General features: G+C 62.7%; 11 protein-coding genes. 3 read left to right on the top strand and 8 right to left on the bottom strand.

The genetic code is table 11. The annotated features are described in order from the left end of the window. Positions 1-76: 76 nt before the first annotated feature. Entirely contained in the window at positions 77-871 is a 795-nt protein-coding gene (locus GDN70_RS21960; protein WP_152103033.1) for a transglycosylase SLT domain-containing protein, read from the bottom strand. Between GDN70_RS21960 and GDN70_RS35805 the strand changes: the two genes are divergently transcribed. Beyond that, complete coding sequence (locus GDN70_RS35805; RefSeq protein ID WP_095424256.1) at positions 870-1022, top strand: HNH endonuclease; 153 nt, start codon at positions 870-872, stop codon at positions 1020-1022. The genes GDN70_RS21960 and GDN70_RS35805 overlap by 2 nt on opposite strands. After that, the gene (locus tag GDN70_RS21950; protein WP_095424255.1) at positions 1019-1489 is read left to right on the top strand and encodes an SMI1/KNR4 family protein; all 471 of its coding nucleotides are present in this window, start codon (positions 1019-1021) and stop codon (positions 1487-1489) included. Before GDN70_RS35805 ends, GDN70_RS21950 begins: the two co-directional genes overlap by 4 nt. Positions 1490-1572: 83 nt before the next feature. Here GDN70_RS21950 and GDN70_RS21945 read toward each other — a convergent pair whose 3' ends face one another. From GDN70_RS21945 to GDN70_RS21935, 3 genes are all read right to left on the bottom strand, one after another. Next, positions 1573-2088, bottom strand: a complete 516-nt coding sequence (locus GDN70_RS21945; protein WP_152103032.1) for a ParB N-terminal domain-containing protein — start codon at positions 2086-2088, stop codon at positions 1573-1575. Between the two features lie 202 nt (positions 2089-2290). Further along, complete coding sequence (locus GDN70_RS21940) at positions 2291-3124, bottom strand: toll/interleukin-1 receptor domain-containing protein (RefSeq protein WP_173015850.1); 834 nt, start codon at positions 3122-3124, stop codon at positions 2291-2293. Between the two features lie 290 nt (positions 3125-3414). Continuing rightward, positions 3415-7188, bottom strand: a complete 3774-nt coding sequence (locus GDN70_RS21935; RefSeq protein ID WP_152103030.1) for a vitamin B12-dependent ribonucleotide reductase — start codon at positions 7186-7188, stop codon at positions 3415-3417. A 766-nt stretch (positions 7189-7954) separates the two neighbouring features. Between GDN70_RS21935 and GDN70_RS21925 the strand changes: the two genes are divergently transcribed. Further along, positions 7955-8851, top strand: a complete 897-nt coding sequence (locus GDN70_RS21925; RefSeq protein WP_038946631.1) for a DMT family transporter — start codon at positions 7955-7957, stop codon at positions 8849-8851. A 19-nt stretch (positions 8852-8870) separates the two neighbouring features. Here GDN70_RS21925 and GDN70_RS21920 read toward each other — a convergent pair whose 3' ends face one another. The 4 genes from GDN70_RS21920 to GDN70_RS21905 form a co-directional block, all read right to left on the bottom strand. Further along, the gene (locus GDN70_RS21920) at positions 8871-10670 is read right to left on the bottom strand and encodes a cache domain-containing protein (RefSeq protein ID WP_152103029.1); all 1800 of its coding nucleotides are present in this window, start codon (positions 10668-10670) and stop codon (positions 8871-8873) included. A gap of 8 nt (positions 10671-10678) precedes the next feature. Beyond that, a complete protein-coding gene (locus tag GDN70_RS21915; protein ID WP_152103028.1) occupies positions 10679-11650 on the bottom strand; it encodes an ABC transporter substrate-binding protein in 972 nt (323 codons plus the stop codon). A gap of 378 nt (positions 11651-12028) precedes the next feature. Beyond that, positions 12029-14287, bottom strand: coding sequence for a CHASE3 domain-containing protein (locus GDN70_RS21910; protein WP_152103027.1), 2259 nt, complete (start codon positions 14285-14287; stop codon positions 12029-12031). After that, the gene (locus GDN70_RS21905) at positions 14284-14706 is read right to left on the bottom strand and encodes a response regulator (RefSeq protein ID WP_028144865.1); all 423 of its coding nucleotides are present in this window, start codon (positions 14704-14706) and stop codon (positions 14284-14286) included. Before GDN70_RS21905 ends, GDN70_RS21910 begins: the two co-directional genes overlap by 4 nt. Positions 14707-14947: the final 241 nt, after the last annotated feature.

Genomic DNA, 14947 nt, shown 5'->3' with positions numbered 1-14947 from the left:
ATAGGTCTCGCCGCTGTCCAACACAACGCATGCGCAGAGGTAAAATTATGGCGGGACGGGAGCGGGGCTGTGCTCTTCAATTCTCGTGGTCCGCCGCCAGCCGCACAAACTGCCGCTTCATCGCGTTGACTCTGGAAACATAGCCCGCGACGAGGTGATCGCCGCAGCGTGTCCCGGCGATCATCACAAACTTGCGCCGCGCATAGGCCGCCGCGGGACCTGCGCCGCAGAGATGGATGAAGGCGGCCAGATCCTGCTTCTGCTGTGCGCTCGGCTTCGGATCGCCGGCGAGCGTGAGAACCAGCGCCACCTGGCGGTCGAGATACACCGAGGCCAGCTCGATGGCATGGCTCGGGATCGCGCGGATGTAGAGGTAGGTCAACCCGCAGCCGGTCTGCGTGACCGTGTTGCCGCGAACACAGAACCGCGCGGCTTCCGTGTAGGCCGGATCGGTCATCTGGAAGAGCCCGACCGCGCTGGAGGCGGGCTTGTAGATCGCTAGCGGATTGAAGCTCCATCGCCAGCGCCAATAGGTGCGCGCCACCGGATTGCCCGAACTCTCCACCTGCGCCAGCGCGGCCAGCAATTCGGGCGTGATCGCAGCGGTGGAATAGGTGCGGAAGAGGGGGCCGTAGCTCGCCCAGGTCTCGACCAGCTCCTTGTCGAGGGCGTGGCCGACGACGGCGAAGAGTTCGGTCGGCTTGCGGATGATTTGATAGGCGATGTTGAGGAGCGCGAGCGTTGCCAGCAGGATCAAGACGCCGCCCGTGATCCGGACCGTCCGCGGCGCGCGCGCGAATTTCTTTCGCGCCCACTGGACGCTCCGCCGGACTCTGCGAAGGCGGAGGAGGAGCTTGCTTTTCCTTGGCATGGGCGCTGTGGGCGTAAATCGCGGAGACAATGATACATGGCGCCACCATCAAGACATGAAGACCATGCAGCTGGTACCACGTAGCATAGACAGAGAGCTCGCCCACAGGAGCGGCGACTTCATGACACGGGACAGGACGCTAGCCCCATGAACTATCTCGATCTCATGGACAACCGACGCCCACCGGCGTCCGCCGACGCCATCCGTGCGCTGGAGCAACATATCGGCGCGCCGCTGCCCGCGCCCTACAAGGCGCTGCTGGCGCAATCCGACGGCGGCGGCTTCGAGCCCTGCGGCGTCGAGCTGCCCTGGCGCAACGACCGCACCGTCCTGGACGTTCTGTTCACGACCCATCCGACCGACAGCTACGGCGTCATCGACAATTACGACATGTATCGGAGCATGTATCGAATCCCCCGCCTGAGCTGCCCCTTCGCGCCAGATCCCGGCGGCGACCTGTTCCTGCTCAGTCTGGAGCAGGACAGCTATGGCCAGGTGTTCTACTGGGAGCACGAGCGTGAGCCGCCGGATGGTGGGGAAGTGTTCGCTGAGTTCCCGAATACGAACGAACTCGCGCAGGATTTTGAGAGCTTCATTCTCGGGTTGGGGGAGGCGTGAATTTGGAATTCAGTCTCCAAGGATGAGACGAGAGTTGAGTGCGTGCACTGTCACCGCAATTCCAGAAATTCTGGAGCCGGCAATCAATAGCGGCCGCCGCTGCCCTTTTGCTGCGTGATCCAGTCCGACAATGTTCTCGGTTTCGATTTCGCAGTCCGGCCCGGTGATGCCTTCGGATTGTCGCGGGCGCCTTTCGTCGGACGGGCGCGCGGCGCTTGCGTTGCGCCCGCGCCCTTCAAGGCAGCAGTCGATGCCTCTGCGGCTTCCTTCTCGAGGCGCAACTGCTTCAATCGCGCCATCTTGATGCGCTCTGCCTCGACTTCGGGGCGCTCGGCTAGCTGCGGCTTGTGCTGGGCAAGCTCGGCCGGGACCAGGACACCGAGAATGGTCGTCTCGCCGAGCGCCTTGCAGGCCTCTAACCGATGCAGTCCCTCGACCAGAACGAGGCGGTCTCCGTCGAGCCTGATGGAAATGGGCTCCTGTTGTCCGATCTCCATAATACTTTCCGCGACCTCCGCGACGGTCTCGGGCTTGATGGCCTTCTTCTGCTTCGTGGGAACGAAGATCTTCTCGATCGGGAAGCTTTCCGGTGTGGGCATGACTTCTACTCCGCGTCTACCGGGCTCGTCGGAACCCATGCCGGTGAGGTTGGGAGTTTAGGGGTGAAGGGGTCGACCGCAAAGGCAATTCGGAGGAATGCGGCGTGCACTTATCAGAGTCGCATGGCGAAAATTAGCCGAAGTGGCCGATTCGGTAATAGCGAACGAATTTCCTGCGCTGTCACCTTAATTCGAGCTATGCCTACGTATCGAGGGCTCTCACCAGACGTCGAGCAACCTCTTCGACACCGAGGGACCAATTAACGGCGACGCGGTCAGCTAAGATCGGCGAGTACTCGTAAACACCGGCCGCATCCACGTCAGACCAAACTGGTAGAATAACTTGCTGCCTTTCGACTAACTCGCGCGTGAAGATTGAGTCGTACTCCCGCTTGCTCCAACCATTGTTGGTCAAAAAGTTAGGTGTGAGAATGAGAATGCACTTTGAGCATTCCTTTAGGCCGGTCTCTATCCCCTCGCGCAGGCTATCGCCGACTTTGAGCGAGAACTCATCATACCAGACCGGGCACATGAATCTTTGCATCTGTATTGCGAGAGGCCCAGCAATCGAAGACTTGTCCCGAGAGTCGTGGGAGATGAAAGCTTTAGGTTTTTCCATTTCATTGCGCCTTTTCAGATAGGCGTTGCTGCGAAATATCACGCGGACGCCGCCTGTAGCAGCCTCACTGATGAGCTGCGTCTTGGCGTCATCTGGAGGGTCGCGTTCGCAATAGAAGAAGACGCGCCCGGTGAAATTGAGATCCTTTCCTTCTATCCAGTCGTTTGGCAGAACGCCGAAGCCCGAGCTTACCCCGACATCTGTATTTGGGAGGGCAAGAATCTCTTCAATGTTGTTCATTAAGATGGCTTCGGGAAAAGTTGCGCCGCTAAGCTCAGGCACGTAGAACGCCACGTATTTTGCGTTCGCGTCAAAGTTGAGATAGACGCGGGCATTCACCTCGATTTCAGAACCGGTAAGGGTGTTGTGAAGTTTCCACTTTTTCTCAATGGAGAGGTCGCGGGAAAAATCCTTCACGAAATATTCGAAAAGAGAGGCCATTGTTTTGCGATGCTGCGCTTAGCTCCGATTTTATCTGCTCGTATAGAGTAGATTTGCAGTGCGCTCTGTTTTCGGTGCTGATGCCTGCTCCTGCGAAGACGACAACATCGCCACTCGTGATTTTGTCGAGAAGATGCTCGGGAAAATCGAAATCTTTCTCGCTGGCGCAAGTGGCGCACACACATTCTGCTGGATGTGGCTTCTTCATGAGAGACCAAGGTATAGGCCCCCAGAACCTGGCAGTCCGGTTCTGAGGGCCTGTCGCCTCACGAACACCCCGTCGTCGATCCGCAAGTATCGCACTTCATGCACGTCCCATTCCGCACCAGCGTGAAGTTGCCGCACTCCGAGCACATCTCGCCTTCGTAGCCCTTGGCCTTGGCTTCCGCGCGGCGCTCGGCCTTGGTGGGGACGAGGGTCTGGGCGGTGCTGCCGGCCTTGCTCCACTGCAGGGCTTCGAGCTTTTCCGTCGGAGAGAGGTCGTGCTGAGCTTCCTGCTTCAGGGCGACGGCGCCTTCGAGGGCGTCGCCGACGCGGGCGCTTGTGCCGTGCGCGGCCAGGGCCGTGACCTTGCTGCCGCCGGTGGGGGCGCCGTCGTTGCCTTGCGAGACGGCCGCCGAGCCGCCGCGCATCACCACGAGGTTGTCGGTGCGCGAGCGGGTGAGGCCGCGCGAGACCAGCCGGGTCGCGTGATGACCGCCGTTCTCGTCCGGCTCCTTGCCTTCCTCGACGCCCTTGCCGAGCGCGTCGAAGCCGGTCTCGTTGGGATCGACATGGGCGAGGTCGAAGCGCGACATGTAGCTCACCGCGAGCTCGCGGAAGACGTAGTCGAGGATCGAGGTCGCGTACTTGATGCTGTCGTTGCCCTGCACGGGGCCCGCCGGCTCGAAGCGGGTGAAGGTGAAGGCGTCGACATATTCGTCCAGCGGCACGCCGTATTGCAGGCCCAGCGACACCGCGATGGCGAAGTTGTTGATGAAGGAGCGCAGCGCCGCGCCTTCCTTGTGCATGTCGATGAAGATCTCGCCGAGACGGCCGTCATCGTATTCGCCGGTGCGCAGGTAGACCTTGTGGCCGCCGACGACCGCCTTCTGGGTGTAGCCCTTGCGGCGGTCCGGCATCTTCTCGCGCTCGCGCATCACGATGATGCGCTCGACCAGCTTCTCGACGATCTTCTCCGAGACCTGGGCGGCACGCGCCGCCATCGGCTTCTCGTAGAGGCTCTCGACCGCATCATCCTCGTCCTCATCGTCGCTGATGAGCTGCGAGTTGAGCGGCTGGCTGAGCTTGGAGCCGTCGCGATAGAGCGCGTTGGCCTTCAGCGCGAGCTTCCACGACAGCATGTAGGCGGACTTGCAGTCCTCCACCGTGGCGTCGTTCGGCATGTTGATGGTCTTTGAGATCGCACCCGAGATGAAGGGCTGGGCTGCCGCCATCATGCGGATGTGGCTCTCGACCGACAGATAGCGTTTTCCAATTTTGCCGCAGGGGTTGGCGCAATCGAACACGGAGTAATGTTCCGCCTTCAGATGCGGGGCCCCTTCGACAGTCATCGCGCCGCAGATGTGGACGTTGGCGGCCTCGATCTCGCGCTTGGTGAAGCCCACGGCCTGGAGCAGGTCGAAGCCCGGAGCCGCAATGGCTTCCGCGCCGATTCCCAGTTGGTCGCGAATAAAATCCTCGCCAAAGGTCCACTTGTTGAAGGCGAACTTGATGTCGAAGGCGGTCGGCAGGGCCTTTTCGACCTTGGCGATGGCTTCATCGGTGAAGCCCTTGGCCTTGAGGGTCGAGGCGTTGATGCCGGGGGCGTTGGAGAGCGAACCGTGGCCGACGGCGTAGGCTTCGATCTCCGCGATATCAGCTTCGCGATAGCCGAGCGCGCGCAGCGCCGCGGGGACCGCGCGGTTGATGATCTTGAAGTAGCCGCCGCCGGCGAGCTTCTTGAACTTCACCAGCGCGAAGTCGGGCTCGATGCCGGTGGTGTCGCAATCCATCACGAGGCCGATCGTGCCGGTCGGCGCGATCACCGTGGTCTGGGCGTTGCGATAGCCGTGCTGCTCGCCGAGCGCGAGCGCCGCATCCCAGGCCGCCTGCGCGTGGCTGACGAGGTCAGCCTGCGGGCAGGACACGAGGTCCATCGGCACGGGATTGACGCTGAGCGCCTCGTAGCCGGAGGACTCACCGTGCGCGGCGCGGCGGTGGTTGCGGATCACGCGCAGCATGTGCGCGGCGTTCTTCTTGTAGCCGGGGAAGGTGCCCAGTTCAGCGGCCATCTCCGCCGAGGTCTTGTAGGTGATGCCGGTCATGACCGCGGTGAGGGCTGCGCAGAGCGCGCGGCCTTCCTTGCTGTCATACGAGAGACCCATGGTCATCAGGAGACCGCCGATATTGGCGTAGCCGAGGCCGAGCGTGCGGAACTCGTAGGAGAGCTCGGCGATCGCCTTGGACGGGAACTGCGCCATCATCACCGAGATTTCGAGCACGATGGTCCAGAGCTGGCAGAGGTGCTCATAGCCCTCGACGTCGAAGCGCTTGGTCTCGGTGTTGTAGAAGGTCAGCAGGTTCGCGGACGCCAGGTTGCACGCGGTGTCGTCCAGGAACATGTATTCCGAGCACGGATTGGACGCGCGGATGTCGCCGGACGCCTTGCAGGTGTGCCAGTCGTTCATGGTGGTGTTGAAGTGCAGGCCCGGGTCGGCCGACGCCCAAGCGGCGTAGCCGATCTTTTCCCAGAGGTCGCGCGCCTTCAGCGTCTTCGTCACCTTCTTGGAGGTGCGGGCGTTCAGGTTCCAGTCGCCATCCGTTTCCACGGCGCGGAGGAAATCGTCCTTCAGCGAGACCGAGTTGTTGGAGTTCTGGCCGGAGACCGTGAGATAGGCTTCGCTGTCCCAGTCGGTGTCGTAGGTGTCGAACTGGATGTCCTTGTAGCCCTGCTTGGCAAACTGGATGACGCGCTTGATGTAATTGTCAGGCACGAGGCTGCGGCGCGCCAGCTTGATCTCGCGGCGGAGGGCAGGGTTCTTCTCGGGATCGAAGCAGTCGTCGCCCGAGCCTTCGCAGTTGACGCAGGCCTTCAGCACCAGCTTGAGGTGCTTCTGGTTGATCTTGGAGCCCGTGACGAGAGCTGCAACCTTCTGCTCCTCCTTCACCTTCCAGTCGATATAGGTCTCGATGTCGGGGTGATCGACGTCGACGACGACCATCTTGGCGGCGCGGCGCGTGGTGCCGCCCGACTTGATCGCGCCCGCGGCGCGGTCGCCGATCTTGAGGAAGCTCATCAGGCCGGATGACCGGCCGCCGCCGGAGAGCTTTTCGCCTTCACCGCGCAGGCGCGAGAAATTCGAGCCGGTGCCGGAGCCGTATTTGAACAGGCGCGCTTCGCGGACCCAGAGGTCCATGATGCCGCCTTCGTTGACGAGGTCGTCACCCACGCCCTGGATGAAGCAGGCGTGCGGCTGCGGATGCTCGTAGGACGATTTCGAGCGGGTCAGCTTGCCGGTGAAGGGGTCGACGTAATAGTGGCCCTGGCCGGGGCCGTCGATGCCATAGGCCCAGTGCAGACCGGTGTTGAACCATTGCGGCGAGTTCGGCGCCACCATCTGCATGGCGAGCATGTAGCGGAGCTCGTCGTAGAAGGCCTGCGCGTCCTCGTCGGTCGAGAAATACTTGCCCTTCCAGCCCCAATAGGTCCAGCAGCCGGCGAGGCGGTCGAACACCTGCTTTGCGCTGAGCTCGCTGACATAGCGCTCTTTCTCAGGCAGCGCAGCGAGCGCGTCAGTATCGGGCACGGAGCGCCACAAGAAGGAGGGGACGGATTCCTCCTCGACCTTCTTCAGGCGCGCGGCAACGCCGGCCTTGCGGAAATACTTCTGGGCGAGCACGTCGGAGGCGACCTGCGACCACTCGGTCGGGACCTCGACGCCATCTAGTTTAAACACGACCGAGCCATCGGGATTCCTGATCTCCGACGTGGTCTGGCGGAAATCGATTCCCGCGTAAGGTGACTGTCCCTGGGTGGTGTGGCGCCGCTCAATCCGCATCGTCTTGCCCCGTCCTATTCTTTGACCGGATCCGCCCCTCGTTGAGGGCGTGCCGGGTCGACATTTCGTTTCGCGATGCCTTGCGGCCGTTCGGCCCTGGGGCATCGCAGTTCAGCCGGTGGACCCGGCCCTTGTTCTCCCGACGCGACTCTTCGATGCCTGCATCGATCATCCGCCGGCATGTCCACGCCCATCCGCCCCAACGGGATGCGCGCGACATGCGTTCAACGCCCCACACCATCACAACTTCTATCGATGCCATCCGAGCCTGTTGCCGGCCCGTTCTGGCGCCCGAAAAGTCCGCTTTCGCGGGCAGACAAGCCCTCATCCGCTGCCTTTGGCTGGCTTGGCGGAGTTGAGATTTGCGAGACCCTTTGGGGGAGTGCCGGCGGGACGCAAACTCACTCGCGCCGAACGGACCGAAAGCTAGGACTCTCCGTTGCGCCCGTCAAGAACTAGTACGAGTTCCTGAATCAAATACTAAATATGGTGGATTGCGGGGGATAACAGGGGGCAAGCCCGCGCCTGTTGTGGAGGCAAGTATCAGTGAGTCCTCAGAGATTCCCAACCGAAAAAATTTGCATCCCGTGGTGCTGCGGATGCTTCATCCCGCTGTTCACAGGGCAGGTATATTTTTGAGCAATGGGATTGCGTCAGCGGGACTCACGTAGCCCTACGGAAGGTGAGGGCAGGCATGCCCGCCGAGGCGGTGGCGAGAGGGGCGAATCCGGGCCAAGCTGAGGGTCGATTTTGCCGGACCACCCACATGCTTGATTCGACTCGCCGGGATGCGCGGCCGCGCATCGCCCCGGCCGGCCTGATGTTCCTTGCCATCACCTCGATCGGCTGGGGCTTCAATTGGCCGGTGACCAAATTCCTGCTCTCCGAGCTGCCGCCGTTGACGCTGCGCGGGGTGACCGGCGTGCTCGGGGCGGTGCTGCTGGCGGCGCTGGCGATCATCCGCCGGCAGAGCCTCAAGGTGGACCCTGCGATCTGGCCGCGCCTCCTGACCGCCGCCGTGCTCAACGTCACCGGCTGGATGGTGCTGATGGGCCTGGCGCTGCTCTGGCTGCCCGCGAGCGAGGCGGCGCTGATCGCCTACACGATGCCGGTCTGGGCCTCGATCATCGCCTGGCCGGTGCTGGGGGAGCGGCCGACCGTGCTGCGCACGCTGGGGCTGGTGATGGCCTTTGTCGGGCTTGCCTCGATCATGGGCGGCAACGGCATTGCCGCGAGCGTCGAGAAGCTGCCGGGCATCATCATGGCGCTCGCCGGCGCGCTGGGCTTTGCCGTCGGCACGGTGTTCTCGAAGAAGTACCCGATCCATCTGCCGCCGATCACGGCCGCGGCCTGGCAGATCGGCATCGGATGCCTGCCGATCTCGATCATCGGCCTCCTGGTCGAGACCACGCATCTCTCCCAGGTGACGCCGGTCGGCTGGTGGCTGCTGGTCTATTCGACCGTGGTGCAGTTCTGCATCGCTTATGTCAGCTGGTTCGCAGCACTCGCCCGCCTGCCGGCCTCGGTGGCCGCGATCGGCACCATGGCGGTGCCTGTCATCGGCGTCGTCGCCTCCGCGCTCGCGCTTGGCGAGCCGCTGGGGGCAGGGCAGATCGCGGCGCTGGTCTTCACGCTGGCGGCCGTGGTGCTGGCGACGCGCTAGCCGTCCGGACGCCGGGGTATCAGTGGTCCTGAGGCTCTTTCTCTCGCCGGCGTTGTCCCGAGCCCGGCGGTTTCAACCGCAGGTCAGCAGGTGCGACAGCAAAGACTTCGAGGGCCTGGTCGTAGCCTTTGATGGTCCGCTGTCCGAGCGATGCCAACGGAACGCTATCCCTTACCCTTCCAGCGATAGTGGGATCAGCCAGGATCTGCGCGTCCTTCGCGAGATTGCAGAGCCGCGACGCCAAATTCACCACGGCTCCCATCGCCGTGTAGTCCAGCCGACCGTTGTAACCAACCGTTCCTACCGTTGCCGGTCCCATGGCAACGCCCACACCAAAGCCGATCGCGTGGCCGGCGTCGCACCATTTGCCGGCAAGGGACTGCACCGTCATTTGCAGGTCAATCGCGAGTCGGACCGCTTGAGTTGCCGGCTGTTCGCATGCGACCGGGGCATTGACCAGGAGCATGACTCCGTCGCCATCAAAGCCGATGAGCGTTGCCTCGTGACGAGTCGTCACGGCGCCGACGGCCTCGTAGTACTCTCGCATGACGGCCATGATGACATCGGGTTCATTGCGCGTGGAGAACGCCGTGAAGCCGCGTAAGTCGCCAAAAATGACAGCTACTTCGCGTCGCTGCCCTTCGAGCAGTTCATGAGAATGCTCGACCAATTCGGCGACCTGTGATGGCAGGAACTGCTTCAGCCGTTCGATCCGCACAGATTTTTGCTGCGAGATCGCCAGTTCAGAAGCCATTTCATTGAAGCGCAACGCCAGTTGCTGCAACTCGTCACCGCTGAAGATTTTGATGCGATGCTCGAATTGTCCGGTTCTGATCCGCTCCACGCCCTCTTCCAGTTGCTTGATCGGGCCGGACATTCTGTGCGCGCGCCAATAGGCGAGCGCCAGCGCGATGAGAACACCAAAGGCAATGAGAATTGACGAGCGCCACAACGCCGCGCGAATTGATGCAAAGGCTTCCGAGGCCGGCTGCATCGCGATCACCGTCCATCCCACATCGGCGGCCTGAACGGATAGCGCCAGCACCGGGTTGCCTTGGTCCCCGGTTATCACCGCCGCTTCGCTCGCCGCGCCGGCGAGATGCTTGATCCGGCCGAAACTGCCCGAGCTGGCGCGGCCGCGCAGGACCAGACTGATATCGGGATGTGCGATCAGATGACCGGAATCATCGACAACAATGGCGTAGCCGGTCTCGCCAATTCTAATGGCTGCGATGACATCCCAGATCAGCTTCAGATTGACCTCGGCGATCGCAACCCCCGCGGCCGGCAGGCTCCCAGCAACCGCGATCCTCATGTAGGGCTCTGAATCTCGCTGGTACTGAACCGGTCCGTACCAAACCTTGTTGGCGCGTGCGCCGAGAACAGCGGGATCCGTAGACATATCAATGCCGCGCCCGGTCCTGTTCAGATGCAGCCTGGAAACAAAGATCCGTTCGGTACCGGTCTCATCCAGAAGCGAAACCGAAACGATTGCGGGCACCTGCTGGAGGAGGCGCAAGGCATCGATCTTATGTTGCGCATCGTCTCCGGCAGACCAGGGAAGCTGCACCATCCAACCCAGCTGATCTCGGATGCCATCGGTGAACGCCTCGATCCTGTCGGACGCCGCGCGAGCATCGGCCTGCAGCACCGCGCTGATCTGGCGGCGCTGGTCTCGGTAACCGAAAGAAGCCTCGACGGCCGCGCCGAGTATCAGAGGCACGACCGCAGCGACAAACAACGTCGCGAAGTACTTGCAGAACAGCGAGCGACGCGGGGGCATCGTACACGAAGAGGGCTGCGCAGCACCGTCCGACATAACTACTCTCAGGAGATCACCTTGCTGGCGCGAAACAGGATCGACGACACATCCAGGTCCGTACCCAGATGCCTTGCTGTCTTCAGATTGACTGCCAGTTCAAACTTCTCGGGGCGCATCACCGGAAGATCTGACGGATTTTCACCGCGCAGGATGCGATCGGCATAAGTGGCAAGCCGAAAATAGGTCGTGCGCTGGTTTGCGCCGTAACTCAAGAGACCTCCAGCGTCACAATATTCTGACCAGCCAAACATCGAAGGCAGCCGGTGCGCGATTGCAAACTCCGCGATCTTCGCACGATGCACCAGCGTCACAGCATCGGGAAACACGAGGAGAGCATCCGCGTCCACCTTGCCGGCAGCCATCAACCCATTCTCGATTTCGCGAGCGCCACAGAACGGAACGTAGGCTGCCTCGATGCCGAGTTTCCGGCACGACTCCAAAGTCGCACGCCATTCCAATGGCTCTCCCGGATGATCCGTGTTCGAGAAGACCGCCAGTTTTCGCAGCTTTGGATAAATGTCCTTGAGCAGCTCAACGCGCTTTCCTGCCAGCTCGAGCGACAGGAATGTGCTGCCGGTGAAATTGGTGCCGGGGTGAGCAAGGCTCTTCACCACACCCAAAGCGACGGGGTCACCGCTCAGTGCAAACAGTACGGGGATGTCGGTGACCGCAGTCATGACGCGTGTCGCCGGACCGCCCGAGACCACAAGGTCGATATCCCCTCGCTGCAACTCGGAGACGATCTTGCGCAGTGCCTGCGGATCTCCGGGGGCATAATGCGTCTCGAAGGTTACGGTCTTGCCCTCGACGTATCCCAGCGCGCGCATTCCCTCGCGAAAGCCGTCCAGGAAGGGATCCGGTTCGGACTGAGTCGAGACCCAGAAGATACGATGCAGCTTGGCTCCGCCCTGCGCCCGTGCGATCGCAGGCCAGGCCAGTCCTCCACCAATCAACAAGATGAACTCTCGTCTTTTCATGCGAGCACCTGTCGAAGCTGCGCCGTCAATTCCGGCCGCAGACCAAGATCCTAGCTGTGCATCCGGTGACTGCGCTCGGTATCGCGCTCCGCGAGCGGACTGTCGCGACACCGGCTCCAACATTTGTCGCCGAGAGCATGCTCAGAGATTGGGCTGGTGAGACGATTTGTCCTTGAGATGCGCTTGATTTTTGCTTGAGACCGGCCCGATCGAGATCAAATCAGCCTTACTCGTTCATGGCGCGGTGTCTAAACACCTCGGGCGCGGATCCGGGCAAGCCACGGCGTCTCAAGAGGACAACCGGAACTCACATCCTGATCCAGTGCCCTCGCCCCGTTATATGGTGTGACTGGCAACGCGCCTTCGGTAGTTCACGCGTTAGCTCGCCGTCATCGTCCCGCCATTCAGCGCCTTCCTGATCATCTCGGCGAGCTGGTTGCGGCGATAGGGCTTTGTCAGCAGCATCACGCCGTCATCGAGCTTGCCGTGATGGACGATGGCGTTGTCGGTGTAGCCCGAGGTGTAGAGCACCTTCACACCCGGCCGCAGCTTGGCCACCTCGTCGGCGAGGTCGCGCCCGCTCATGCCGCCGGGGATGACGACGTCGGTGAAGAGGAGATCGAACGGCTGGCCGGCCTCGATCAATTCCAGCGCGGATTTGCCGTCGGGCGCGGCAATCGTCTTGTAGCCGAGGCTCTCGAGCTGCGCGGTGACGAAGTTGCGCACGAGGTTGTCGTCCTCGACGACGAAGATGGTCTCGGCGCCGCCCTCGACCTGCGGCGCGACGGCCGCGGCCACCTCCGCCGTGCCTTCGCCCGGCGGCAGATAAAGCTTGATCGTGGTGCCGTGGTTTTCCTCGCTGTAGATCTTGATGTGTCCGCCGGACTGCTTGACGAAACCGTAGACCATGGAGAGGCCGAGGCCCGATCCCTTGCCGACCTCCTTGGTGGTGAAGAAGGGCTCGAACGCCTTCAGCTGGATATCGGGCGACATGCCGGTGCCGGTGTCGCTGACGGCGAGCATGACGTAGGGGCCGGCCGCCACGTCCGCATGGGCCTGCGCATAGGCCTCATCCAGCACGACGCGGTGGGTCTCCAGCAGCAGCTTGCCGCCGTTCGGCATGGCGTCGCGCGCGTTGATCGCCATGTTGAGCACGGCGTTGGTGAGCCGGGACGGATCGATATGCGCGGTCATCGGCCCCTGTTCCAGCACGGTCTCGATCTGGATCTGCTCGCCGAGGGTGGGACGCAGGAGTTTCGCGATGTCGGCGATCGCGGCGTTGATCTCGACGTTGCGCGGCTGCAGCGGCTGCCTGCGCGCGAACGCGAGCAGATGCTGGATCAGCTCGGCGCAGCGCTCGGCGGCATCGTCGATCAGCTGCGCCGCGCGCTGAAGCTCGGGCTGCTGTTTCAGGCTCGCCACCAGCGTCTCGGTGTTGCCGGAGATCACGGTCAGCATGTTGTTGAAGTCGTGAGCGACGCCTCCGGTCAACTTGCCGATCGCGTCCAGCTTCTGCGACTGGTACAGCTGCCGCTCGGTCTCGCGCGACATGGTCGCGTCGTGATAGACCAGCACCGCGCCGGAGATGTCGCCTTGGCCGTCCAGCATCGGCCGGCCGCTGATCATGAGATGGCGGGGAGGATTGCCGCTGTGCGGGCGGACGATCATCTCCAGATCCTCGAACTGCTCGCCGCGCAGCACGCGCACCGAGGGCAGCTCGCTGGCCTTCATCGGCGTGACGCCATCGCCGTGAAACACATCCGACATCGCGCGCAGATTGCGCAGGTTCATGCCGGCGCGATGCAGCAGCATGCGCTCCGCGGCCGGATTGGACAGCAGGACGTTGCCTTCGCCGTCGATGACCAGCACCGCCTCCGCCATGCTGTGAAACGTGCTTTGCAGCACGTTGATCGACAGGCGCAGCTCGTCATGCGCGGTCACCAGATGCTCGGTGCGCTCGGCGACCGCCGCCGCGAGCGCATCCTTGGCGGCCGTGGTCTCGGTCAGCGTGCTCTGCAGCTGCACCGTGGCGCGCTGGCTCTCGCGCATCACCAGCGCCACCAGCAGCAGGATCAGCACGGCGCCGGCGACGTCGATGCCGAGCAGCACGATGCCGGTACGGCGTGAATCCTGGGAGCGCGCGGTGAGCAGGCGTTCTTCATCCGCGCTCAGATGGTCGAGATTGCCCATCACCGTGTCCATCAGACCGCGGCCCTCGGCCTTGCTGTTGAGCGCGGTAATGCCGGCCTGGTCGTTCGCCGCGCGCAGGCGCATCGCTTCGGCGGCGATCTCGACCCGGCGCAGCGCCAGCGGCTCGGTGCCCTCCAGCAGCGCGACCTGATCGGGATTGTCGCGCACGCCGCGCTTCAGCTCGGCCAGCGCCGGTGCGATCTGGACCCGCACGCTCTGAAACTCGTCGGCGAGCGTCTGGCTGCGATAGAGTTCATAGCCGCGGGCGGCACTCTCGGCGCGGCGCAGCAGCACGCGCAGATCGGAGATCTTCTTCTGCACCTGGACGGTGTGATTGACCCACGTCGCGTCGGACCGCGACTTGACGTCGAGGGCGATCGAGGCCGCGGTGATGATCAGGAGGATGGCAAGTCCAGCACCGAGAATGACGCGCTGCGTTGGAATCAAGGGGCTTCTTTCTTGTCCTTCGGCTGTGCGCTCTCGCCCGGACCGGCGAGACATTCCCGGATCGTGGTCAGCAGCGCGTCCGGCGTGAACGGCTTGCGCAGGCAGCGCGTTGCGCCGAGCTCCAGCGCCATGCGGAGGAAATCGGGAGAGGGCGAGGCGGATGAGGCGAAGGCATAGCCGGACATCGCGATCAGCGGAGTAGCTGGCGCGCGCTCGTGAAAGATGCGGATGGACTCGAAGCCGCGCATATGCGGCATGAAGATATCAACGAGCATCACCTCAAAGGCCTGCGCTTCCAGCGCAGCCAGTCCTGTTTCGCCGCCGTCGGCCAGCGTGACGTCGAAGCCCTGACGTTGGAGGAGGACCTCGATGGTCGCGCCGACCATCGGATCGTCATCAACCACGAGAATACGCGGCATGACACTTCCCAGTAATCGAAGTCCCCACTGTGATTGGTGATATCCGCGAATCGTGCCTCGGGTCAATTTTGGATTGGATTGGGGTAGATATGCACGGTGCGGTGCATAGGGTTGCGGCGCGTGTTCCCTCTCTTATTTCGGGCCCGCGTCATCTACGCGTCATGGTTCGCGCGAAGGCGCACGCGGCGCGCGAAGTGCGAGCAGCTTCGATGAAAGGTTGAAGCAAAGTCGAGGGGATCGC

It is taken from the genome of Bradyrhizobium sp. TM102, from assembly GCF_009176685.1.
Lineage (GTDB): Bacteria > Pseudomonadota > Alphaproteobacteria > Rhizobiales > Xanthobacteraceae > Bradyrhizobium > Bradyrhizobium ottawaense.
This window is presented reverse-complemented; position numbering and strand designations above follow the sequence as displayed.